The 22211-nt window shown below is 66.3% G+C and carries 22 protein-coding genes and 2 tRNA genes; 9 read left to right on the forward strand and 15 right to left on the reverse strand.

The genetic code is table 11. The annotated features are described in order from the left end of the window. Positions 1 to 152 precede the first annotated feature (152 nt). The 4 genes from J7E45_RS01100 to J7E45_RS01115 form a co-directional block, all read right to left on the reverse strand. A complete protein-coding gene (locus J7E45_RS01100) occupies positions 153 to 1697 on the reverse strand; it encodes a hypothetical protein (protein WP_215066566.1) in 1545 nt (514 codons plus the stop codon). A gap of 276 nt (positions 1698 to 1973) precedes the next feature. Beyond that, positions 1974 to 3257 carry a hypothetical protein gene (locus J7E45_RS01105; protein WP_215066568.1) on the reverse strand — a complete coding sequence of 428 codons (1284 nt, stop codon included), beginning with the start codon at positions 3255 to 3257 and terminating at the stop codon, positions 1974 to 1976. A 126-nt stretch (positions 3258 to 3383) separates the two neighbouring features. Then, positions 3384 to 3881, reverse strand: coding sequence for a hypothetical protein (locus J7E45_RS01110; RefSeq protein ID WP_215066570.1), 498 nt, complete (start codon positions 3879 to 3881; stop codon positions 3384 to 3386). Positions 3882 to 3968: 87 nt separating this feature from the next. Continuing rightward, positions 3969 to 4484 (reverse strand): single-stranded DNA-binding protein, encoded by a 516-nt coding sequence (locus J7E45_RS01115; protein WP_251053340.1) that lies wholly within the window; start codon positions 4482 to 4484, stop codon positions 3969 to 3971. A gap of 208 nt (positions 4485 to 4692) precedes the next feature. Here J7E45_RS01115 and J7E45_RS01120 point away from each other — a divergent pair, with 208 nt between their 5' ends. Beyond that, on the forward strand, positions 4693 to 4962 hold the full coding sequence (locus tag J7E45_RS01120) for a hypothetical protein (RefSeq protein WP_091036188.1): 270 nt from the start codon (positions 4693 to 4695) through the stop codon (positions 4960 to 4962). Positions 4963 to 5042: 80 nt separating this feature from the next. Here the strand turns inward: J7E45_RS01120 and J7E45_RS01125 are convergent. Beyond that, a tRNA-Arg gene (locus J7E45_RS01125) sits at positions 5043 to 5115 on the reverse strand. Positions 5116 to 5202: 87 nt separating this feature from the next. On the opposite strand from J7E45_RS01125, the gene orn reads away from it, so the two are divergent. From orn to J7E45_RS01155, 6 genes are all read left to right on the forward strand, one after another. Continuing rightward, on the forward strand, positions 5203 to 5829 hold the full coding sequence (gene orn / locus J7E45_RS01130; protein ID WP_091036184.1) for an oligoribonuclease: 627 nt from the start codon (positions 5203 to 5205) through the stop codon (positions 5827 to 5829). Between the two features lie 36 nt (positions 5830 to 5865). After that, positions 5866 to 5938, forward strand: a tRNA-His gene (locus J7E45_RS01135). Between the two features lie 90 nt (positions 5939 to 6028). Continuing rightward, entirely contained in the window at positions 6029 to 6658 is a 630-nt protein-coding gene (locus tag J7E45_RS01140) for a LysE family transporter (protein WP_208617701.1), read from the forward strand. A gap of 38 nt (positions 6659 to 6696) precedes the next feature. After that, positions 6697 to 7044, forward strand: a complete 348-nt coding sequence (locus J7E45_RS01145; RefSeq protein ID WP_091036179.1) for a metallopeptidase family protein — start codon at positions 6697 to 6699, stop codon at positions 7042 to 7044. After that, on the forward strand, positions 7041 to 7337 hold the full coding sequence (clpS, locus tag J7E45_RS01150) for an ATP-dependent Clp protease adapter ClpS (RefSeq protein WP_215066572.1): 297 nt from the start codon (positions 7041 to 7043) through the stop codon (positions 7335 to 7337). The genes J7E45_RS01145 and clpS overlap by 4 nt, the downstream gene beginning before the upstream one ends. Then, positions 7334 to 7837, forward strand: coding sequence for a DUF2017 family protein (locus J7E45_RS01155; RefSeq protein WP_215066574.1), 504 nt, complete (start codon positions 7334 to 7336; stop codon positions 7835 to 7837). Before clpS ends, J7E45_RS01155 begins: the two co-directional genes overlap by 4 nt. Positions 7838 to 7842: 5 nt before the next feature. Here J7E45_RS01155 and J7E45_RS01160 read toward each other — a convergent pair whose 3' ends face one another. Genes J7E45_RS01160 through gatC form a run of 6 tightly spaced genes read right to left on the reverse strand, consistent with a single transcriptional unit; the run spans position 7843 to position 13394 of the window. After that, the gene (locus J7E45_RS01160) at positions 7843 to 8424 is read right to left on the reverse strand and encodes a hypothetical protein (protein ID WP_091036172.1); all 582 of its coding nucleotides are present in this window, start codon (positions 8422 to 8424) and stop codon (positions 7843 to 7845) included. Next, positions 8408 to 8725, reverse strand: coding sequence for a hypothetical protein (locus J7E45_RS01165; protein WP_215067255.1), 318 nt, complete (start codon positions 8723 to 8725; stop codon positions 8408 to 8410). Before J7E45_RS01165 ends, J7E45_RS01160 begins: the two co-directional genes overlap by 17 nt. 37 nt (positions 8726 to 8762) lie before the next feature. Next, positions 8763 to 10019 carry a DNA polymerase IV gene (dinB, locus tag J7E45_RS01170; RefSeq protein WP_091036170.1) on the reverse strand — a complete coding sequence of 419 codons (1257 nt, stop codon included), beginning with the start codon at positions 10017 to 10019 and terminating at the stop codon, positions 8763 to 8765. 47 nt (positions 10020 to 10066) lie between these two features. After that, positions 10067 to 11581, reverse strand: a complete 1515-nt coding sequence (gene gatB / locus J7E45_RS01175) for an Asp-tRNA(Asn)/Glu-tRNA(Gln) amidotransferase subunit GatB (protein WP_215066576.1) — start codon at positions 11579 to 11581, stop codon at positions 10067 to 10069. After that, positions 11581 to 13098 carry an Asp-tRNA(Asn)/Glu-tRNA(Gln) amidotransferase subunit GatA gene (gatA, locus tag J7E45_RS01180; protein WP_215066578.1) on the reverse strand — a complete coding sequence of 506 codons (1518 nt, stop codon included), beginning with the start codon at positions 13096 to 13098 and terminating at the stop codon, positions 11581 to 11583. The genes gatB and gatA overlap by 1 nt, the downstream gene beginning before the upstream one ends. Beyond that, positions 13095 to 13394 carry an Asp-tRNA(Asn)/Glu-tRNA(Gln) amidotransferase subunit GatC gene (gatC, locus tag J7E45_RS01185; RefSeq protein WP_028501947.1) on the reverse strand — a complete coding sequence of 100 codons (300 nt, stop codon included), beginning with the start codon at positions 13392 to 13394 and terminating at the stop codon, positions 13095 to 13097. Before gatC ends, gatA begins: the two co-directional genes overlap by 4 nt. A 67-nt stretch (positions 13395 to 13461) precedes the next feature. Here gatC and J7E45_RS01190 point away from each other — a divergent pair, with 67 nt between their 5' ends. Both J7E45_RS01190 and J7E45_RS01195 read left to right on the forward strand, forming a co-directional pair. Further along, entirely contained in the window at positions 13462 to 15162 is a 1701-nt protein-coding gene (locus tag J7E45_RS01190) for a long-chain-fatty-acid--CoA ligase (RefSeq protein WP_167633441.1), read from the forward strand. 47 nt (positions 15163 to 15209) lie between these two features. Then, positions 15210 to 17054 (forward strand): DEAD/DEAH box helicase, encoded by a 1845-nt coding sequence (locus J7E45_RS01195; RefSeq protein ID WP_374225436.1) that lies wholly within the window; start codon positions 15210 to 15212, stop codon positions 17052 to 17054. Between the two features lie 23 nt (positions 17055 to 17077). On the opposite strand, the gene J7E45_RS01200 is transcribed toward J7E45_RS01195, so the two are convergent. The 4 genes from J7E45_RS01200 to J7E45_RS01215 are packed head-to-tail and all read right to left on the reverse strand — an operon-like array spanning position 17078 to position 22196. Next, positions 17078 to 17545, reverse strand: a complete 468-nt coding sequence (locus J7E45_RS01200) for a hypothetical protein (protein WP_215066580.1) — start codon at positions 17543 to 17545, stop codon at positions 17078 to 17080. Further along, on the reverse strand, positions 17542 to 19875 hold the full coding sequence (ligA, locus tag J7E45_RS01205) for an NAD-dependent DNA ligase LigA (RefSeq protein WP_215066582.1): 2334 nt from the start codon (positions 19873 to 19875) through the stop codon (positions 17542 to 17544). Before ligA ends, J7E45_RS01200 begins: the two co-directional genes overlap by 4 nt. A gap of 38 nt (positions 19876 to 19913) precedes the next feature. Then, a complete protein-coding gene (gene mnmA, locus J7E45_RS01210; protein WP_215066584.1) occupies positions 19914 to 21011 on the reverse strand; it encodes a tRNA 2-thiouridine(34) synthase MnmA in 1098 nt (365 codons plus the stop codon). Between the two features lie 9 nt (positions 21012 to 21020). Next, positions 21021 to 22196 (reverse strand): cysteine desulfurase family protein, encoded by a 1176-nt coding sequence (locus J7E45_RS01215; RefSeq protein WP_215066586.1) that lies wholly within the window; start codon positions 22194 to 22196, stop codon positions 21021 to 21023. Between the last annotated feature and the right edge of the window lie 15 nt (positions 22197 to 22211).

Here is a 22211-nt window from a genome sequence, read left to right on the forward strand (position 1 = left end):
CTTTGCTGACCCTGAATGAACGAGCGCGGCGGTCTCCAGCGCTCGGGAAGCTATCTCTAGCCTACTCGCGCCGACGAACCACCGCCGCGAGAGCTAGTGACGCTCCACTGCCCGCGAGCTGACTATCTGGGCACGTCCGACGCAGGTACTCCCTACGGGTTTTCGGCGGGCGGGGCAAGGTCAGGCGAGTACACCCAGCTCGCCCGCCGAAGTTTGTCGCTCTCCTCGGTGTTCTTCCAGAAAGGAGGGATCTCTACGCGCAGTCGCTGTTGAGCTGCGGCCCCGAGATCGGTCATGTACGCCACCATCGGCCGGCCCTTCCACTTCACCGAGTTGGCCGTGGTTTCACGGATACCGTGGAGGAGGCGAAGTTGCTCGAGCTGATTGATTTCTCGCCCAATTCGGCGGTCATCTAATACCGCCTGGGGTACAAGAATAAAGACGGTATCGGCTTCCTTGGTGAACCGTGAGATGTCACGCCACCGTTCCCTCAGTGCATCCGCATCGGACAGCGCATCGACCTGAAACGAGTCCTCTTCCCGCATAACGGTCAATTGGCTCATAGTCTTTTGCACGTCTGCTGTTCGTACCCTGACTACATCGGAGCTCACGAGAGTTCCATCCTGCGAAAGCCGCTCGATCGTCTTCTCGAGTGCTCCCTTGAGCAACGTGATGTAGTCACGAGCGACAGCACCGCCGGAGGCGAGGACCATGCGGTCTCTTGCCGCCTCAGTTAGGAGGCTAGCAATGCTCACGTTGAGGGGCGACAGAATGCCCTCCACGACCTGCTCAAGGAAGCGTTTTGCAGTATTGAAATCGGTCAGGTTGACATCCAACGCGAGCCTCGATATGTCGTGGCCGATCTGCATGCCGATTGGCGGGTCGCCGTCCTTGAACGGTTGCAGCCGCGTGCCTAGGCCGCCCACCTTCAAGTAGAAGCCGGATCCCTTGACCGAGCGATGAATAAAGTCAAGTACCATCGCTTGATCAGACTGCGCAACATAGTAGAAGTCGTCCAAGAAGATCAGGCCATGCGCTGCGCTGGACTCGGCAATAAGCCGCCGGAACGCCATGTTCAGCTGGGGGATCAAGGACCGAATGCGCTCATCCTTCGTCAGTTCGTTCGATCCGTGTTGCGCAGACCCTGCCGACTTCACCCGACGCGCCTTGAAAGACATCGATAGCTTGAGGACATCCGCCGGAATCTCAACGCCGCCGCCGATGCTCCCGTCCCGCGACTTAGAACGCTCACGCGATACCTGATTCTGCACAACCAACGGATCGCCGAGGATCTGATTGAGTTCCGTAAAGAGCGGCCGCAGAGTCCGGAACAGGGAGAGCCGCGCCCACCACTTGGCAGGGCGCACCAAGGCAGTCGTTTCCGACAGAACTCTGAGCACTATCTCGATCAGAACGTCCGGGTACGCGCGGTGCTTGAACGACTCCATGTCGATCGACACGACGGGGATATCCTCCGCGCGCAGCGAGACACGCGCTCGAAAGAGCAAAGTCGACTTTCCGACCCCTCGCCGCCCGGTGAGCAGATGGTTCGTCTTTGCAAGCAACTCGCGCTGAACACCTGGTCGAATCTCGATGAAGCGATCGAGCATCGACTCCGGCGTGCTGTCGGTCGTTCGGATTGCTTCCGCGAGGTACGCCTGAGCGTCACCCACGTTCTCTACGGTCAGATCTGCCATGAAACTCCGTTAGCCATCAACACACGCCAGCGGTGCGTCCGAGCGACGACTATCTGAGTTACAAGCGAGGAGGGCAACTACGATTCGCGACGAGATAGATCGTGGCGGATCCACTCGGCCTCACCATCGAGCACATTTGCTCACCACCCTCGAACCTGTCGCCATGCCGCCGGCATGGCGCGGAATTCCTGACCAGGAGCCTACTGACAGGGCGCACGGAGCTACTGACAGTGCACATCGCCGCAACGCTGAGCCGCGCTGCGCCGCTGCGCGGACCTAGTCGGGGCGTCGTGTTCCTTGGCTGAAGATTGCTTGCTGTGCCACATATCGAAGTAGCGCGGTGTCCCCAACGAGCCGACTTGCCTCCTCGCTGGTTGGGAGGAGAAGCTCTTCGCCGTTGCGGCCTCCGTCTTGTTTGGTGTGCACGATACGACAGCGGATGGTGTAAAACCGATCAGCGATCTGCTCTCGGATGTCCTCTGCGGCCGGACGCAGCGCCTCGGTACCTCCGATACCACCGTTCTTGGCAATCAGACTTGTATTCCCGCCCTCTTCGATTCGCTTGATTGCTTCTCGGACACCTTCTCGACTCGTCGCCGCACGCAATGTAGCCCGCAACTGCTCCCGCTCGCCGACGCCGGCGCGTACTGCCGGCGCGGCTAGCTGGATCAGCCTCGAGATATCGTTGTCGCTCGACGGGTTGAATCTCGGGTTCATCAATTCTGTGCGCATCGCGGCGGATGTTTCGGAGTGTGCAAACGCTGGGAAGAAGAACTCGATCGACTGGTAATAGGCGAGAAATTCGAGCAGAGGGAGCCCCTGCGCAGACCGCCCGTACTGATACAGAGCTAGTGATTCCGGAGCGTACTCGCTTGAAGGAAACGATGGCTCCTTTCTCGACTTGCTGTGAGCGTCTCGCCCCCGGCTTGCCCGCTTCTTTCGAAGTGTCATGGGCACGCCATACATGACGTCAATATCGAAGAAGAGTGATCCGGAGAGCCTCTCGAGCAACCGAAGGCTGTCATCGTGTTGGTCAACGGAGTAGCCTTCGATGCGGAGAACGGTGCTCCGACGATTCATACGTCCGAGGAGTACGCTGCCGACTTCCGACGCAGAGGTGAGCAGGAGCTTGTGGTTCCCCTTCTCCACTCCGACTGCTGCGTCCTTCACCCAGCGCCGGCCGTCGCCCGTGTCTTCGTCGTAGATCAATTTGGCGCCCGGGATTCTCGCGAGTTGAGGAGTTCGCGAAATCATCCCCGGTCCGTTGTGCACCACGGCCGCCTCAATAAAGTTAGAACTCTGGTCAGCAAAGGCCATGTAGTCACCTACGAAGAAGACGCTGTCCAATGCTGTGGACAGCAGAATGTGGGCTTCATCTTCGTAGATGCGAAGGCGCCTCTTCGCTCGCCCGTTACGAAACTCGAGCTCGACCCAACGATCGATCTCTTCGTCCTCGATCTCATCCTCGGACGCTATCGTCGCTTCAACGCCGCACTCTTTGGCGTGGGCGGCAAGTTTCTCTAGCTGACTCGCGGACGGCTTCGTTACCGGTCTCCCCATGCGGGAACCCTACCGAAAGACATCGCCATCTTGAAGTAGCGCACGCTAGATCTACTCAGCCACCGAAAACCGCTCCTTCTGTTGGCGTCGAACATCGACACTCCATCCTTCCGGAGCCGCCGCGTGTCACCAGTCGATCGCACGTGTGGTCCCGACGAGGCAGCGCCCCTCGGCGAGTTGCGGCATGACGACTGTGACGACACGCCCGGTGGACGGGCCCACCTGACCGACGAGACATTCGCTGTCACCCCAGCGCACCGAGAACTGCAGGCTCTCCGCAGGGTTACCCACCGTGGACTGATCCTGGGTCACCTGCATCGCGCTCCGCTCGAATTCTGCCGTGACCAGAGCATCGATGTACGCCCGCCCGGCCCCCCGCTGATCCGTTGCCCAGACGCGTTCGGCTACCGCGGTGAAGAACGGGAGGTTCTCCTCGGCGGTGCCGTCGGGTACGAGTGTCGGTTCCGCGGGAGTCGTCGTCCCGGGCGTCGGCGACGCCACAGCCGTGGGTGAGGCAGACGGGCCTGGAGCCGGTGCGCAGGCGGAAAGCAGCAGGAGCGCGGCGATGGAAGCCACGAGGGCACCGGCCGCGCGCGGCGACGAGAGGACCGAACGACGAAGCACACGCCGAGTCTACGTGGCCTGGCAATCTGGACCTCCGCGCCGCCGGCGCCCCGCACACCTGGATCGAGCACGGGGCCGGGACGACCGTCAGGACATGGCGCCCGCGCTCGAGGTAGGCGCAGCCCACGACAGGTCCAGCGGCTCGGAATCATGCAGGACCTGCTCCGACCCGGAGTCATCGTCCACCGATTCCTCTGGGCTGCTGCCCTCTGCATTCGGCGTCGCGGAGGGTCCGGCCGCGGCCGGACGCGACTGCGGCCGATAAGCCGTCGTGCCCCACCGCAGGTCATGCCCGATGGTGTCCGCATCGATGTCGACGCTCGTGCCGTGCTTGCCGTTGCTCTCCCAGTTGCGGATCTTAAGCCGCCCGGTGACGATCACGCTGTCGCCGGTGCGCAACGACGCCTTGGCATTCTCGCCGAGGTTCCGGAACGCAGCCACCGAGAACCAGTTGGTCCCGGCATCCGTCCACTCCTGCGTGGCGGGGTCGAAACGACGGTGGGTACTCGCGAGACGGAAGTTCGTGACGGGCACGCCTCCCCCGGTCTGACTCTGAGTCGGATCCGTGGCGACTCTTCCCACGATGGTGACCATGTCGATCATGTGCTGTCCTTTCGTTGACCGGAGCGGAGCTCGTCCGGATCGCCCCAGCCTGGCCTGCACCAGACCCGGCCACCGCCCCGGAACGCGCGAAGCGTGGACAGTTCTCGCGACCGCCTTTCGGTGCAGAAAGAGCAGATCACAGCGCGTGTCGCTACGGACAGCGAATGTCGGTGGTCGGTCATAGCTTCGAATCGCGAAAGGAGTTCCGATGTCCGAAAGCTTGACCACCTCTCTCCCCGACGTCCCCTATGCGACGCCCCGGCTCTCTTCTCCCCGCGAGCATCTCGTCCGCGCCGCGGATCACCTCTGGCGGGTGCAGGACCGACGGGAACATGTCCTCGGCCACCTGCGCATCGTCTCCGACCCGCTCGGAGTCCGCTATCGTGCCGAGCGCCTGCACCTCGCAACCGGGGTCTTTCGCGTCGTCGGAGAATTCTGGCGTGTGGATGACGCGGTCGCCGCGCTTCGATACTGCTGAGGTCAACAGGCCCGCTCCCCGCCGATCGATCCACTCGTCGCGAAGAAATCGAGTGCCGTCCGGCGCGGATCGGATGAAGGTGCCCCCGGCAGGATTCGAACCTGCGACCAAGAGATTAGAAGGCTCCTGCTCTATCCCCTGAGCTACGGAGGCGCACTCTACTAGAGTATCGCGGACCCGCCAGTGCGCGTGGAACGGCATCCCGACCGGCGATGTCGGGGCCGTCGATAGGATGGCGGCATGGTATCTGCGTCCGAGAACGACCGCCTCGTATGGATCGACTGCGAGATGACGGGCCTCGATCTCGCGGTCGATGAGCTCGTGGAGATCGCTGTCGTCATCACCGATTTCGAGCTCAACCCCATCGATCCGGGTTTCCAGGTGGTGATCCGCCCCGGCGCTGCGGCACTCGATCACATGAACGATTTCGTCACGAAGATGCACGAGACCTCCGGACTCATCCAGGAGATCCCCAACGGCATCTCCCTCGAAGAGGCGGAGGCGCAGACGGTCGCGTACATCAAGCGCTTCGTGCCCCTCGAACGCAAGGCGCCCCTCGCCGGCAACACGATCGGCACCGACAGGATGTTCCTTGCGAAGTACATGCCGCAGGTGGACCAGTGGCTGCACTACCGGAACGTCGACGTCTCGAGCATCAAGGAGCTCTCACGGCGGTGGTACCCGCGCGTCTTCTTCCAGGCACCGACGAAAGACGGCGGACACCGAGCGCTGGCCGACATCCTGGAGTCGATCCGCGAACTCCGCTACTACCGCGAAGCCGTCTTCGTCGACGAGCCCGGCCCCTCGAGCGATGAGGCGCGCGAGATCGCCGCTCGCACGGTGTCCGAGTTCACTCCGAACATGTAATAGACTCGTATGGTTGCCTGCTCCGGCGGGCACATGGTGGGTATAGCTCAGCTGGTAGAGCGCTGGCTTGTGGTGCCGGATGTCGCGGGTTCGAGTCCCGTTACTCACCCTCAGGAAGAAGGCCTGAACCGCATGGTTCGGGCCTTCTTCGCGTCTCCGTGGCAACGGGCCGACCGCACAGAAGCCATAGACTCACATGGTGTCGCTCGCGGTCTGGTTCTCTCTGCTCACCGCATCGGTGGTCATCAGCTTCACCCCGGGAGCAGGCGCCATCAATACGATGTCGAATGCGCTGAACCAGGGGTGGAAGCGCTCGATCTGGGGAATCATCGGGCAGCAGATCGCTTTGATCGTGCACGTGGCTATCGTCGCCGCCGGGGTCGGCCTTCTCGTCTCGCGCTCGGAGTTCCTGTTCAACGCCATCCGGTACGCCGGGGCGGCCTATCTCGTGTTCCTCGGCATTCGTCTGATCCTCACGAAACCCGTAGGCGCCCTGGATGACGCGCCGGTGCCGATCGACTCGCGTGAGAGTCACTGGTCCATGATCCGCCGAGGATTCTGGGTCAATCTCCTCAACCCCAAGGCGATCGTGTTCTTCCTGGCGTTCATCCCGCAGTTCATCCGACTCGACGAGCCTCCTGTGCCGCAGTACCTCACGCTGATCGCCACGGTGATCGTGGTCGATGTGATCGTCATGTGGGGGTTCTTCGCGGCCGCCGCCCGCCCGTTCCGGCGACTCACCAGATCCGTGCGCGGCCAACGCATCCTCAACCTGGTGTTCGGCGTACTGTTCATCGCCGTGGCCGGCGTGCTCGTCCTTCTGCACTGATCCGGCGCCGGGGCCTGCGCGCCTCTAGGCTGGACAGGATGGACATGGATGCCGCGGCCTTCGAAGAACTGGTGATCGACGAGCTCGATCTCCTGCCCGATGACATGGTCGAGGGCCTGGAGAACGTCGTGTTCGTCGTGGAGGACCGACCCGAGGACGGCAGCCTGGATCTGCTCGGCCTGTACGACGGTCTGGCGCTCACCGAGCGCACGCAATACGGGATGGGCGAACTTCCGGACCGGATCGTCCTCTACCGTGAGCCGCATCTCGCCCAGTGCGAGACCGAGCACGAGCTCCGTGACGAGATCCATACGACCCTGGTTCACGAGATCGCTCACTTCTACGGCATCGATGATGAGCAGCTCCACGAGATGGGCTGGGCATGACGGCGCCGTCGGCACACCCCGAACTCGACGAGATCACAGACCTCAGCGCAGCACCGCTCGAGCCCTGGCAGGTCGTGGTGTGGAACGACCCCGTGAACCTCATGAGTTACGTGGTCCGCGTGTTCCGGACGTACTTCGGGTACTCGCTCGACCATGCCACCGCTCTGATGCTCGCTGTACACAACGACGGACACGCGATCGTCGCCACCGGCCCGCGCGAGACCATGGAAGTACATGCGCAGGCCATGCACGACTTCGGGCTCTGGGCCACCGTCAGGAAGGCGCCGCTGTGAGCGACGACATCATCGTGATGCCCATCACCGTGATCGAGGAGTTCCACCTCGCCCGGCTCGTCGAAGACTTCATCGAACTCGTCAGCGAGTCACGGGGCACGGGTGATCCGGCCATCGACCGGCTGACGCCGAATCCCTATCCCGAAGACTCGGACGCCGCGGCCGAGTTCGCCGATGCCGCACGGGATGATCTCCTCGATCGTCGCCTCGCCGACGCGCGCAGGGTCCGCGCGGCTTTGGATGAGTACCCCGCGGGCATCGACGCGCTCACCGAAGAAGATGCGCTCGAAGTGAGAGAGATCCTCATCACCCTCGAGAGCCTCGACTCCTGGCTTCGAACCCTCACCGCGATCCGTCTCGTCATCGCCACGAGACTCGGGATCACATCTGACGACGAGACCGGCGAGGACGGCCGCCACGACGTCTACGAATGGGTCGGCTATCGACTGGAACTGATCATCCAGGCCGCCGATGAGGCAGAATCCGCCCCGAACGTCTGACCGACCTACGGAACCTCGACGATCCGCGTGGCGAGAGCGCGAGGATCGTCCCGATCGATGTGACGGCGTTCCTGAGCGGCCCAGCGGTCCCAGTGCGGACGGTACGTGTCGCCGTCACGATTCAGCGCGCGGGTCTTCCGCGACTCCTCCGCGGATTCCACCCAGATCCTGACATCGGCGAGACCGGCTGTCGCTGGCCGCAGGATTCCGCTGCCCTCGATGATGACGCCGAGGGCCGGGTCGACCGCGTGGCTCTCGGCCTCGGTCTCCGCCTCCCAGTCCCAGCGACGCCATGTGCCGAGGTATCCGCGACCGTGCGGACGCAGGATCCACTCGAGCGCGCGTTCAGCTCCGTCGTCGAGCCCGTCCCAGCCGGGGTATATCGAGTCGAGCGCGACGAGCTGCACGGGACCGAGCACCGGCCAGCGCCGCACGAGTCGTGCGGCAAGGGAGGACTTGCCCGCACCGCTGCCGCCGTCGATCAGGACGACAGGATTTGCGGCCGCCAGCGCGCGGACGTCCTGTTCGATCAGGGTCGCAGCGCGCTCCAGGGCCGTCGCGACGGGATCTTCACTTCTTGAGGGCACGGATGATGCGCACGAATGCCCGCCCGGTGACCCAGACGAACGGCACTGCCACGAGGAGAAGCGTGACGATGTTGGGCTCGAAACGGAGACCCTCTTCTCGCCGGACATACACCCCGACAGGAACGGAAACACCGCCCCCTCCCCCGCCTTCGGCCCCGTCTCCGCTGCCGCCGCCGAATCCGGAGTACGTGAATGCGACAGGAGTGATGCTGACCCCGTCGACGTCCTGAGGTTCTCCGTACGCGCTCTTCACGCCGAAGGACGCTGCTTGCTTTCCGAGTTCCAGTGCGATGTTCGGCATGTCTCCACGGTAGCCGAGGAACAGGGCGCGCGTGAGATCAATCCAGGCCATGCGCCTTCGGGTGTTGCGCAGCGCCTCGGCCATCGGCGCGCCCGATGTGTCGCGCGCGGCTGATCGTCGCGGAGCCGAACCGTGCCACGGCCTCGTCGACCGCTCCCTCGACCTTGCGCCAACCCTCATCGTCGTCCCAGAGCCCGAGGCCGCCACCGCCGGCTGGGCGGAGGTTCTCCGCTCGGACGCCGACGAGCCGCACGGGGTCCCTCCGATCGATCTGCTCGAACAGCGTCTGGGCGGCCTCGCCGATCCGTTGACCGACCGCGGTGGGCTCGCTCAGGGTCACGGAGCGACTCAGGGTGCGGAAGTCGTCGAATCGGATCTTGATCGCGACGGTTGCCGTCTCCCAGTCGGCACGCCGCAGCCTCGCGGCGACGCGATCGGCGAGTCGCAGGAGCTCCGCACGGAGAAACTCCCGATCCCGGATGTCCGTGTCGAATGTCTCCTCATGACCGATGCTCTTCTCCACGCGCTCGGTGTCGACGGCACGCGGATCCTGTCCCATCGCGAGCTCGGTGAGACGCCCACTCAGGGCGGGGCCGACTGCACGCTCGATCATCTCTCGTGGCGCCTCGCGAACATCCTGCACCGTGCGGATGCCCCGCGCCTCGAGCGCCTCCGCTGCCTTCGGCCCAACGCCCCACATCGCACGAACCGGTCTCGGCGCGAGGAAGTCGAGCGTGTCCTGGGCGGCGACGACGAGCATGCCGTCGGGCTTAGAGATCGTCGACGCCATCTTCGCCACATGCTTCGTCGCCGCCACGCCCACGCTGCAGGTGATGCCGACCTCGTCGAGCACTCGTTGCCGGATCAACTCCGCGATGCGCGAGGGGCTCCCCCAGAGACGGCGCACTCCCTGCACATCGAGGAATGCCTCGTCGACCGACAGCGGCTCGACGAGCGGTGTGAACGACTCGAAGATCGCCATCACCTGCCGAGAGACCTCCTGATATCGGTGGAAGTGCGGCGGCACGATGCGGGCCGAAGGACACAGTCGGAGCGCTTGCGACACGGGCATCGCGGCACGGACCCCGTAGCGACGGGCCTCGTAGGAAGCGCTCGACACGACCGAGCGGCCATCCGGTGCCCCGATGATGAGCGGCAGACCACGGAGGGAGGGGTCATCGAGCACCTCGACGGCGGCATAGAACGCATCCATGTCGACATGGAGGATGCGCGTCCCGGTGTCGTCGGCGTCGGCGGACGAGACGATCCGCCCTCTGCCGTCACCGTGTCCCATACGACCATTCTCCCCCGGGCCTCGGACACGAAGCCCGGGGTGGCGCGCTACTGTGCAGCGCGCTCGAGAATGAGCTCACGGACCCGGGCGGCGTCCGCCTGGCCCTTCATCGCCTTCATGACGGCACCGATCACGGCGCCGGCAGCCTGCACCTTGCCGTCCTTGATCTTCGCCATCACATCGGGCTGCGCGGCCAGTGCCTCATCGATCGCGGCGATCAACGCGCCGTCGTCCGAAACGACCGCGAGCCCGCGGGCGTCGACGACTTCCTGCGGCGTGCCCTCGCCGGCGATGACACCTTCGAGCACCTGACGAGCGAGCTTGTCGGTGAGCGTTCCCGCATCGACGAGCTTCTGCAGCGCGGCGACGTTCTCCGGGCTGATCAGGTGGGTCGCTTCCTTCTCCTGCGTGTTCGCGACGCGGCTGATCTCGCCGGTCCACCACTTACGGGCGGTGGCCGGCGTCGCGCCGGCGGCGATCGTCGCCTCGACGACCTCGAGGAGACCGCCGTTGCGGACGTCCTGGAACTCAAGATCCGTGAAACCCCACTCCGTCATGAGACGACGACGACGCGCGACGGGCTGCTCCGGGAGTGCGGCGCGCAACTCTTCGATCAACTCGGCGGCGGGCTCCACGGGCAGCAGATCGGGCTCCGGGAAGTAGCGGTAGTCGTCGGCGTCCGACTTCGGACGTCCGGGCGAAGTGGTGCCGGTGTCCTCGTGCCAGTGCCGCGTCTCCTGCGTGATCGTGCCGCCGTCGGCGAGGATCTGCGCCTGTCGCTGGATCTCGTACTTCACGGCACGCTCGACCGAGCGCATCGAGTTGACGTTCTTCGTCTCCGTACGGGTGCCGAGCTTGTCCGTGCCACGTGGACGCAGCGAGACGTTCGCGTCGCAGCGCAGGTTGCCGCGCTCCAGGCGTGCCTCCGAGATACCGAGTCCCCGAACGATGTCGCGGATCGCCTGCACGTAGGCCTTGGCGACCTCTGGGGCGCGGTGCTCGGTGCCATAGATGATGTTCGTCACGATCTCGACCAGCGGCACACCGGCACGGTTGTAGTCGACCAGCGAGTACTCCGCGCCCTGGATGCGCCCGGTCGCTCCGCCCATGTGGGTGAGCTTGCCGGCGTCCTCTTCCATGTGCGCGCGCTCGATCGGGATCGTGATGAGCGTGCCGTCCTCGAGCTCCACCTCGACGGAGCCCTCGTACGCGATGGGCTCGTCGAACTGCGAGATCTGATAGTTCTTGCCGAGGTCCGGGTAGAAGTAGTTCTTGCGGGCGAACCGGCTCGACTCGGCGATCGAGCAGCCGAGCGCGAGACCGAGGCTGATCGACGAGCGGATCGCGGTCTCGTTGACGACCGGAAGAGAGCCGGGAAGGCCGAGATCGACCGGCGCGATCAGAGTGTTCGGCTCGGCGGCGTGATACGCCTCGTTCGCCGGGTTCGGCGCGTCGGAGAACATCTTCGTGTTGGTGTTCAGCTCGACGTGCACCTCGAAACCGAGGACGGGCTCGAACAGCTCGAGCGCCTTGTCGAAGTCCATGAGCTTGGCGGTGGCCATCAGCGGTTCCCTCCTGCGAGCTGCGGGGCACGGGTGAGCAGCGGCGCACCCCATGAGTCGACGAGCAGCGTCTCGAGAGCGGCGCCGACCTTGTAGAGACGCGCATCCTCGCGTGCCGGCGCGATGAACTGGATACCGACGGGCAGCCCGTCGTCGTCCGCCAAGCCGCTCGGGATGGAGATGCCGGGGACCCCGGCGAGGTTCACCGGGATCGTCGTGATGTCGTTGAGGTACATCTGCAGCGGGTCGTCGATCTTCTCGCCGAGCTTGAACGCCGTGGTGGGCGCCGACGGGGTCGCGATGACGTCGACCTCGGCGAACGCGTTAGCGAAGTCCTGCTGGATGAGCGTGCGGACCTTCTGCGCGCTGCCGTAATACGCGTCGTAGTATCCGGCCGACAGGGCATACGTACCGAGGATGATGCGACGCTTGACCTCGTCGCCGAAGCCGGCATCGCGCGTCGCGGACATAACGTCCTCGACCGTCGGGTTGCCGGCGGGCGTGACCCGCAGGCCGAACCGCACGGAGTCGAACTTCGCCAGGTTGCTCGACGCCTCGGCGGGGAGGATCAGGTAGTACGCGGCGACTCCGTATTCGAAGTGCGGGGCGCCGATCTCGACGATCTCCGCTCCCTGTGCTTCCATGAGCGCGAGAGCGCTCCGGAACGATGCCGCGACCCCGGGCTGGAAACCGCTGTCCGGCAGCTCTCGGATGACGCCGACTTTGAGTCCCTTGAGCACATCTCCGCGTGCACCTTCACGCGCGGCCTGGGCGAACGACGGCCACTCCTCGCGCAGGGACGTCGAGTCCTTCGGGTCGTGGCCGGCGATGGCGTCGTGCAGCAGCCCCGAGTCGAGGACGGTCCGGGAGACCGGACCGACCTGGTCGAGGCTGGACGCGAGGGCGATCGCGCCGTATCGGCTCACGCCGCCGTACGTCGGCTTGACGCCCACCGTTCCCGTGACGTGAGCGGGCTGACGGATCGAGCCACCCGTGTCGGATCCGAGCGCCAGAGGCGCCTCGAATGCGGCGACAGCAGCGGCGGAGCCACCGCCGGATCCACCGGGGATGCGATCGAGATCCCACGGGTTGTGCGTGGGGCCGTACGCCGAGTGCTCGGTGGAGGAACCCATCGCGAATTCGTCCATGTTGGTCTTGCCGAGCGGGATCATGCCCGCGGCGCGCGAACGCGCGACCACGGTGGCGTCATACGGCGAGCGATAGCCTTCCAGGATGCGCGAGCCGCTGGTCGTCGGCTGATCGGTCGTGACGAGCACGTCCTTGATCGCGAGCGGAACACCCGCGAGCGGGCCCAGCTCCTCACCGGCGGCGCGACGGGCATCGATCGCAGCAGCGGCACCGAGTGCTCCCTCGTTGACGTGCAGGAACGCGTGGACGTCGCCGTCAACGGCAGCGATGCGGTCGAGGTGCGCCTGCGTCGCCTCGACGCTCGAGACCTCGCGCGCGGCAAGCTTCGCGGCGAGATCCGCCGCGTCCAGCCTGATGATGTCGCTCACTGCTCTTCTCCCAGGATCGCGGTGACGCGGAAGCGGCCGTCGGCGGCATCCGGAGCGTTCTGCAACACCTGCTCGTGTGTGAGCGTCTCGCCGACCACATCCGGTCGGAAGACATTGCTCAGCGGAATCGGGTGGCTCGTCGCGACGACATCATCTGTCGCGACCTCCGAGACCTTCGCGATGTTGTCGACGATCGCGTCGAGCTGGCCCGTGAGCCGCGACACCTCGTCGTCGTTCAGCTGGATGCGTGCGAGCACACCGAGATGGCGCACGAGTTCAGGGGTGATTTCAGACACCCCTCCAGTCTAGTTGGCGCGTTCCGAACTCCCCTGCCCCACGAGTCGCTCGACATATGCTGGGCGGGTGAGCACGTTCCAGCCCCCTCGCCCGTGGATCGCCAGCTATGCCGCAGGAGTCCCCGAGGACCTTCCGCCCGTGGACGGCTCGCTCGTCGACATCGTGGCCGCTTCGGCGCGCGACTACCCGGAAGCCCCCGCCCTCCAGTTCTTCGGCCGTGAGACGACATACGCCCAGTTGCAAGCAGCGATCGAGCACGCCGCAGCAGGCCTTCGCGACCTCGGGGTCCGCGCGGGTGACCCGGTAGCCATCGTGCTGCCGAACTGCCCGCAGCACATCGTCGCGTTCTACGCGGTACTCCGCCTCGGCGCCATCGTCGTGGAGCACAACCCGCTCTACACGCCGCGCGAACTCCGCAAGCAGTTCGAGGATCACGGCGCGAAGCACGCGATCGTGTGGAACAAGGTCGTCTCGACGGTGCAGGAGTTCCCGGCGGATCTGGCCGTCACGAACCTCATCTCCGTCGACGTGACTCGTGCCATGCCGTTCCTCACCCGATTCGCGCTCAGGCTCCCCGTCGCGAAGGCCCGTGAATCGCGCGCCGCTCTGACCGACAAGGTCCGCAGCACGGTCGTCTGGGATTCGCTCCTCGCCTCCGCCCCGCTCCCGGCGTCGCATCCGAAGCCGAGCACCGACGACCTCGCGATCATCCAGTACACCTCCGGCACCACGGGAACGCCGAAGGGGGCAGCGCTCACACACCGCAATCTGCTCGCCAACGCCGCGCAGTCCAGGGCGTGGGTGCCCTCGATCCAGCGAGGCAAGGGCTGCGTCGTGTACGCCGTGCTGCCCATGTTCCATGCCTACGGCCTCACGCTGTGCCTTACATTCGCGATGTCGATGGGCGCCCGACTCGTACTTTTCCCCAAATTCGACCCCGATCTCGTGCTCGACGTCGTCAAGAAGCACCCCGCGACGTTCCTCCCGCTTGTTCCCCCCATCGCGGATCGCCTCCTCGCCGCGGCGAAGGAGAAGGGCGTGTCACTCGACGGCATCGAGGTCGCGATCTCCGGCGCCATGGCACTGCCGCATGAGCTGGTCGTCCCCTTCGAAAAGGCCACCCACGGCTACCTCGTCGAGGGCTACGGGCTGAGCGAGTGCTCCCCCGTCCTGATGGCGAACCCGGTCGCGGACAACCGCGTGCCCGGCACGGTCGGGCTTCCCCTGCCCGGGACCGAATGCCGCGTGGTGGATCCGGAGAACCCGAGCCAGGACGTGCCGGACGGATCGGCCGGTGAACTCGTCGTGCGTGGCCCGCAGGTGTTCTCGGGGTACTACGGAAAGCCGGAGGAGACCGAAGCCGTCTTCGTCGACGGCTGGTACCGGACCGGTGACATCGTCACGATCGACGACGCCGGCTTCGTGCGCATCGTCGATCGCATCAAGGAGCTCATCATCACGGGCGGCTTCAACGTCGCTCCCACCGAGGTCGAGAATGCGCTGCGCCAGCATCCACAGGTGGCGGATGCCGCGGTCGTCGGCCTGCCGAGCGAGCACTCCGGAGAGGAGGTCGTCGCGGCCATCGTGGTGGATGCCGGGACCGATGTCGACGTCGAGGCGATCCGCGAGTTCGCCCGCAGTATCCTCACTCCCTACAAGGTCCCGCGCCGTATCTTCGTGGTCGACGAGCTGCCGAAGTCACTGATCGGCAAGGTGCTCCGACGCCAGGTCAAGGAAAAGCTCGTCTCGCTGAACACCGGCGTTTGAGGACGCCCTCACAGGCGCGGAGCGCGCCGGCGCGCTACCCTTGGGAAGTGACCCCTGAAGATGCAGTGCTGACCGACGCCCCCGCGGAATCCCCCGCGACCCCCGGATTCGAGGAGCTCGGCATCACCGGGCCCGTCCTCAAAGCCATCAAGGATCTCGGATACGAGACCCCGTCGCCCATCCAGGCGGCCACCATTCCCACGCTTCTCGCCGGCCGCGACGTCGTCGGGCAGGCGCAGACCGGAACAGGAAAGACCGCCGCTTTCGCGCTTCCCGTTCTCGAACGCCTCGATGTCTCGCAGAAGATCCCGCAGGCTCTCGTGCTGGCACCGACACGCGAACTCGCTCTGCAGGTGTGCGAGGCCTTCGAGTCCTATGCCTCGAAGATGAAGGGCGTCCACGTCCTTCCCGTCTACGGCGGACAGGGCTACGGTGTGCAGCTGTCCGCACTGCGCCGCGGTGTCCACGTGATCGTCGGTACGCCCGGCCGCATCATGGACCACCTCGCCAAGGGCACGCTCGACCTGTCCGAGTTGAAGTATCTGGTACTCGACGAGGCCGACGAGATGCTGAAGATGGGCTTCGCGGAAGACGTGGAGCAGATCCTCGCGCAGACCCCCGAGGAGAAGCAGGTCGCGCTGTTCTCGGCGACCATGCCGCCGCAGATCCGCCGTCTCGCGCAGAAGTACCTGCGTGAGCCGGAAGAGATCAGCATCAAGTCCAAGACCGCCACCGGCACGAACATCACGCAGCGCTACCTCGTGGTCTCGTACGCGCAGAAGGTCGATGCGCTGACCCGCATCCTCGAGGTCGAGAACTTCGACGGCATGATCGTGTTCGTCCGTACCAAGAACGAGACCGAGACGCTGGCCGAGAAGCTGCGTGCCCGCGGATACTCCGCAGCCGCGATCAACGGCGACGTGCCCCAGGTGCAGCGCGAGCGCAGCGTCAACCAGCTCAAGGACGGCAAGCTCGACATCCTCGTCGCGACCGACGTGGCCGCCCGCGGTCTCGACGTCGAGCGCATCAGCCACGTCATCAACTTCGACATCCCCACCGACACCGAGTCCTATGTCCACCGCATCGGCCGCACCGGCCGCGCGGGACGCACCGGCGACGCGATCAGCTTCATCACGCCGCGCGAGCGCTACCTGCTGAAGCACATCGAGAAGGCCACGCGCCAGCAGCCCGCCCAGATGCAGCTGCCGACCACCGATGACGTAAACACCACGCGACTCGCGCGGTTCGACGACGCGATCACCGCCGCGCTGGGCGACACCGCCCGTATCGAGAAGTTCCGCGACGTGATCTCCCACTACGTGCGCAATCACGACGTTCCGGAGGCCGATGTCGCGGCGGCGCTCGCGATCGTCTCGCAGGGCGACACCCCGTTGCTGCTCGACCCCGCCGACGATCGGCTCTCCAAGGCCGTCGAAGCCGACAACCGTCCGCCCCGCGAGGGTGGAGCGCGCGGAACCAGGGACGCTCGTGAACCCCGCACCGAGCGTCGTGGACGTGGCGACTACACCGCATATCGCATCGAGGTAGGCCGCCGTCACCGCGTCGAGCCGCGCCAGATCGTCGGCGCGCTGGCGAACGAGGGCGGTCTCGGCCGTGACGATTTCGGCGTGATCAACATCCGACCTGATTTCTCCACCGTGGAACTGCCGTCCAACCTCAGCCCCACGGTGCTCGAGAAGCTGCGCGACACGCGCATTTCGGGTCGTCTGATCGAGATCAAGCCCGACCGTGGCCCCGGCGCCAGGCGCAGCAGCCCGCGCGAAGGTAGCCCCGACGGAGGAGACCGCTTCGAGCGTCGCGACCGCGACGAGCGACCGGCTCGCGACAGCCGCGAAGAGAAGCCGTTCCGCAAGCCCCGCCACAAGAACTGACGCCGCATCGCGCGCGGTTCGGACTATCCCGTTCCGCGCGCGAGCTGCGCCGCGACATCGATCAGCGGCTCCGGGTGCGCCAACAAAGCGCGCTGTTCGGGATTCGCGATGAGGTGCGCGATCAATCGATGCGCACCCGTCACCGTCGGCCGCCAGTACCCGCCGACGTGATGGCGGCTCAGAGGCAGCGTCGTCATCTCGCCATCCACCGTGAGGGTCACCGCTCCATCGTCGGGATCGATGCCGGGGTCGCTCAGCATCGCCGCCGTCAGCGCACCGAGCAGCACCGTTCCGAGGAGTCCGGGCAGCCGAAACCGCGTCGTCGGCACATCGAGATCGATCCCCTCTACGCCGTCCCACGGCACGATCCCGTGACCTTCGGCTCCCTGACGGATGATCACCGCCTGCGGAGTGAGTCGAAGGTGGTGCCGCCCGGGGTCGCCGATCGCCAGAGCATCCGGGACGACGATCAGAGGCCCGTACCGCTTCACGACCCGTCGCTCGCGGGCGGGAGCGCGGCCGGCCCCTCTGTCACGAGGATGTGGAACTGTGCCGCGTCGAGGATGCGGATACCGAGGTCCTCGGCCTTTGCAAGCTTCGAGCCCGCGCCCGGACCGGCTGCGACGAAATCGGTCTTCTTCGACACGCTGGAAGCAGCCTTACCGCCCGCGTTGATGATCGCCTCCTGCGCGCCATCGCGGGTGTATCCGTCGAGCGATCCGGTGGCGACCACCGTGATCCCTTCGAGCACACCGCCGGCAGCTACCGCCGCACCCGGGCCGGGATGACCGGGTGTGGACCACTGCACACCCGCGTCGGCCCACTGCTGCACGATCTCCTGATGCCAATCGACGTCGAACCAGGCGAGCAGGGAGTCGGCGATGATGCCACCCACGCCCTCGACGGCGGCAAGTTCGTCTCGCGATGCGGCACGGATCGCATCGAGAGAGCCGAACCACTGCGCGAGTGCCCGGGCGGCGACGGGGCCGACGTGGCGGATGTTCAGCGACACCAGCAGTCGCCAGAGGTCCTTGGTCTTCGCCTTCTCGAGCTCGGCGAGCAGCGTGAGCGCCTGTGAGGACGGCTGAGGTCCCTCGAGCCCCGACTTCTTCTCGGCTGCGGTGGGGTTGCGTCGGAAGGGTGCGCGCGTCTTGACGATCCCGTCCTCGTCCTCCTTCGGAAGCCCGGTCTCGGAATCCCGCACGAACAGTTCGATGGGAACGAGTTCTTCGAGCGTGAGCGCGAACAGCCCGGCCTCGGTCTCGAGCGGGGGCACAGCCGGTGAGGTCGGCTGGGTCAGCGCCGCAGCGGTCACCTCGCCGAGCGCTTCCACGTCGAGGGCGCCGCGGGACCCGATGTGCTCGACACGGCCACGGACCTGAGCAGGACACGAACGCGCGTTCGGGCACCGGAGGTCGATATCGCCCTCCTTCATCGCGCGCAGCGGTGTACCGCATTCCGGGCACTCGACCGGCATCACGAACTCCCGCTCGCTGCCGTCGCGCTTTTCGACCACAGGGCCGAGAACCTCAGGGATCACGTCGCCGGCCTTGCGCAGCACGACGGTGTCGCCGATCAGCACGCCCTTGGCCTTGACCACATCCTTGTTGTGCAGCGTGGCCTGGCGGACCACGGAACCGGCGACGTGCGCGGGTGCCATGACGGCGAACGGCGTGGCTCGCCCCGTGCGTCCCACCGATACGACGATGTCGAGGAGCTTGGTCTGGACCTCTTCGGGCGGGTACTTGTAGGCGATGGCCCAGCGGGGTGCTCGGCTCGTCGCGCCGAGTTCGTCGTGCAGTTCGAGCTCGTCGACCTTGACCACGATGCCGTCGAGCTCATGCTCGATGTCGTGACGGTGCTCGCCGAAGTACTCGACGAAGGACACCACCTCGTCGATCGTCCGGCACACCTTCGTGTGCGGGCTCGTGGGCAGACCCCACTCGGAGAGCAGGTCGTACACCTCGCTCTGCGCGGCGACAGGAGGGTTCGTCCAGGCGCCGACGCCGTGCACGTAGAGTGCGAGCGACTCGATGCGCAGCAGCCCGGCCTCGAGCTCGAGCCCGTTCTTCTTGTCGATCTGCTGGCGGAGCCCGCCACTGGCGGCGTTGCGCGGATTCGCGAAAGAGGGGAAGCGCCGGGCGGCCGCGGTCTGCGCCTTCTCCTCGTCGAACGCCTTCTTGGCGCCTCCTCGGGCCTCCCAGCGTGCGAGGGCGTCGGCGAAGGCACGGTCGCGGAAGGCGGCCTGCGCGGCGTTGAGGCGCTCGAAGGCAGCGACAGGGATGAACACCTCGCCACGCACTTCGACGATCGCGGGATGACCCTCGCCGCTCAGGCGTTGCGGGATCTCCGGCAGACGGAGGGCGTTCTCCGTCACGATCTCGCCGACGCGGCCGTCGCCGCGAGTAGCGGCAGAGGTGAGCACGCCGTTCTCGTAGCGGAGGTTGATCGCGAGCCCGTCGATCTTCAGCTCGGTGAGCCACGCCACCTCGCGCCCGGCGGCAGCCTTGGTCTTCGCGGCCCACTCCCGCAGCTCGTCGACGGAGAAGACGTTGTCGAGGCTGAGCATGCGCTCGGCGTGCTCGATCGTCGCAAGGCCGGTCGCCTCGGCCGCTCCGACCATCTGGGTGGGCGAGTCCTGCCCCTGCAGCTCGGGGTGCAGCCGCTCCAACTCTTCGAGCCGATGCATCCACCCGTCGTAGGTGAAGTCATCGACGACCGAGGCGTCGCGGCCGTAGTAGGCCTCTTTGGCCTCGAGGATGCGAGCGGTCAGCTCGTCGGCTTCGGTTCGGGCGGCTTCCAGCGAGATGTTCTCCGGCACCCCGCCAGTCTACGAGCGGGTACCGACACCGGAGAGGTCTACGCGCCGACAGGGACGGCCGACACCGTGGTGTCGATCGTGAACTGCCCGAGCACCCGCGTGCCGACGTAGAGCACGGCGGTCTGTCCCGGCGCGACGCCGTCGAGCGGGACCTCGGGCGTCACCCGGACCCCGTCATCCGAGACGATCGCACGTGCAGCGACCGGCTCGGAGTGCGCGCGGATCTGCACGTGGCACTCGAAGGAGGTCTCCGTCGGCGCGGCCCCGGCCCAGCTGAACCGCTCCCCCGCGATCTCCGCGATCGCGAGAGCCTCCTTGGGCCCGACGACGACGGTGTTCGACACCGGTCGGACTTCGAGCACGAATCGAGGCTTGCCGTCCGCCGCAGGCACACCGAGCTTGAGCCCGCGTCGCTGTCCCACCGTGAAGGAGTGTGCCCCCTCGTGCGATCCGACGACTTCCCCGCTGCGATCGACGATCTCGCCCGTAGCGGTGCCGACCTTCTCGGCGAGCCACCCACGGGTGTCCCCGTCGGGGATGAAGCAGATGTCGTGGCTGTCCGGCTTCTGGGCGACGGTCAGGCCGCGTGCTGCCGCCTCGGCGCGAACGATCGCCTTCGAGGGAGTGGACCCGAGCGGGAAGTAGGTGTGTGCGAGCTGCTCAGCGGTCAGCACGCCGAGGACGTAGGACTGATCCTTGGCATTGTCCGAGGCACGGTGCAGCTCCAGTCCGTCAGCACCGTTCACGAGCGTGGCGTAGTGCCCGGTGCACACGGCGTCGAAGCCGAGCTCGATCGCGCGCTCCAGAAGGGCCGCGAACTTGATCTTCTCGTTGCACCGCATGCAGGGGTTGGGCGTGCGTCCGGCCTGGTACTCGGAGATGAAGTCTTCGATGACGTCGTCGCGGAAACGCTCGGAGAAGTCCCACACGTAGAAGGGGATGCCGAGCAGATCGGCGGCCCGGCGGGCGTCGAGTGCATCCTCGATGGTGCAGCACCCGCGACTGCCCGTGCGGAGCGTTCCACCGGCTCTGGAGAGTGCCAGGTGCACGCCGACCACATCGTGCCCCGCCTCCACGGCTCTGGCTGCCGCGACGGCGGAGTCGACGCCGCCACTCATCGCCGCAAGAATCCGCATGGGAACAGTCTACGAGCGTGCGCCTGTGCCGGCGCCGGATGCCCGTGCATAGGCATCGCCGATCGCGGCGAGCACCGCCTCGACATCCTCGTCCGTCGACGTCCGACCGAGCGAGAACCGCAGCACGCTGCGCGCATCTCGTTCGCTCCGCCCCATCGCCATCACGACGTGCGACGGCTCGGCGACGCCCGCCTGGCACGCCGATCCGGTCGACGCCGCGACCCCGGCGACGTCGAGGAGGAACAGCAGACTCTCCCCCACCGCACCGGGAAAGAGCACATGCGCGTTGCCCGGCAAGCGGTCCATCGGATCGCCCAGAAGCTCGGCTTCCGGGACGGCGGAACGTATGCCCGAGATGAGACGGTCGCGCAGTGCACGCAGTCGCGCCGCCTCCCCCGTCCGCTCGATCTCGGCGAGCTCGAGCGCGGTGGCGAATGCCGCCGCACCCGCGACGTCCTGGGTTCCGGCGCGGAGCCCGCGCTGCTGCGCGCCGCCGCGGAGCAGCGCGGTCACGCGGGCCGTGCGTGCAGCGACGAGAACCCCGACGCCGACGGGCGCCGCGATCTTGTGCCCGGCGAGGCTCATGGCCACGAGTCCGACTCCCCCGGCGGCGTCTCCCCTCAGATCGCGGAAAGACAGCGGCACATGTCCGAGGGCCGCCACGGCATCGAGATGCAGTGCCACGCCCGCCGTCGCGGCGGCGATGGACAGCCCCTCGGCGTCGTTGATCGTGCCCGCCTCATTGTTCGCGACGAGCGCGGTGGCGAGAGCGGCGCCCGGAAGCCGCGGAGCGAACTGCTCCGGCGCGATCCGCGCCTGTGCGGTCACCGGCACCCGGCGAAGCTCGGCGCCATCTTCCACGAGCGCGGCCACGGTGTCCATGGTGGCGTGGTGCTCGGCCTCGGGCATGACGATCGCGGTCGTGCCGGCGGGGCGTGCCCGCCACAGCCCCTGCAGTGCCAGGTTGATCGACTCGGTGCCCCCCGAGGTGAACACGATCTCGATCGGGTCGGCGTCGAGCACCGCGGCGACCCGCTCGCGGGACTCCTCGAGCAGGCGGCGGGCGTCCTGGCCGGCGCCGTGCGTGGACGATGCGTTGCCGACGGTCTCCGTGGCGGCCAGCCAGGCGTCGCGCGCTTCGGGGCGCAGAGGCGTGGTCGCCGCATGGTCGAGATAGTGCCGCATCCTTCGATTCTCTCG

The organism is Microbacterium sp. ISL-59 (assembly GCF_018613945.1).
Taxonomy (GTDB): domain Bacteria; phylum Actinomycetota; class Actinomycetes; order Actinomycetales; family Microbacteriaceae; genus Microbacterium; species Microbacterium oxydans_B.

Excerpts from the sequence above, each read along its gene's own strand:
- J7E45_RS01100 (WP_215066566.1), bottom strand. The coding sequence starts at position 1,697 with ATGGCAGATCTGACCGTAGAGAACGTGGGTGACGCTCAGGCGTACCTC.
- J7E45_RS01105 (WP_215066568.1), bottom strand. The coding sequence starts at position 3,257 with ATGGGGAGACCGGTAACGAAGCCGTCCGCGAGTCAGCTAGAGAAACTT.
- J7E45_RS01115 (WP_251053340.1), bottom strand. The coding sequence starts at position 4,484 with ATGATCGACATGGTCACCATCGTGGGAAGAGTCGCCACGGATCCGACT.
- J7E45_RS01120 (WP_091036188.1), top strand. The coding sequence starts at position 4,693 with ATGTCCGAAAGCTTGACCACCTCTCTCCCCGACGTCCCCTATGCGACG.
- orn (WP_091036184.1), top strand. The coding sequence starts at position 5,203 with ATGGTATCTGCGTCCGAGAACGACCGCCTCGTATGGATCGACTGCGAG.
- J7E45_RS01145 (WP_091036179.1), top strand. The coding sequence starts at position 6,697 with ATGGACATGGATGCCGCGGCCTTCGAAGAACTGGTGATCGACGAGCTC.
- clpS (WP_215066572.1), top strand. The coding sequence starts at position 7,041 with ATGACGGCGCCGTCGGCACACCCCGAACTCGACGAGATCACAGACCTC.
- J7E45_RS01165 (WP_215067255.1), bottom strand. The coding sequence starts at position 8,725 with ATGCCGAACATCGCACTGGAACTCGGAAAGCAAGCAGCGTCCTTCGGC.
- dinB (WP_091036170.1), bottom strand. The coding sequence starts at position 10,019 with ATGGGACACGGTGACGGCAGAGGGCGGATCGTCTCGTCCGCCGACGCC.
- gatB (WP_215066576.1), bottom strand. The coding sequence starts at position 11,581 with ATGGCCACCGCCAAGCTCATGGACTTCGACAAGGCGCTCGAGCTGTTC.
- mnmA (WP_215066584.1), bottom strand. The coding sequence starts at position 21,011 with ATGCGGATTCTTGCGGCGATGAGTGGCGGCGTCGACTCCGCCGTCGCG.
- J7E45_RS01215 (WP_215066586.1), bottom strand. The coding sequence starts at position 22,196 with ATGCGGCACTATCTCGACCATGCGGCGACCACGCCTCTGCGCCCCGAA.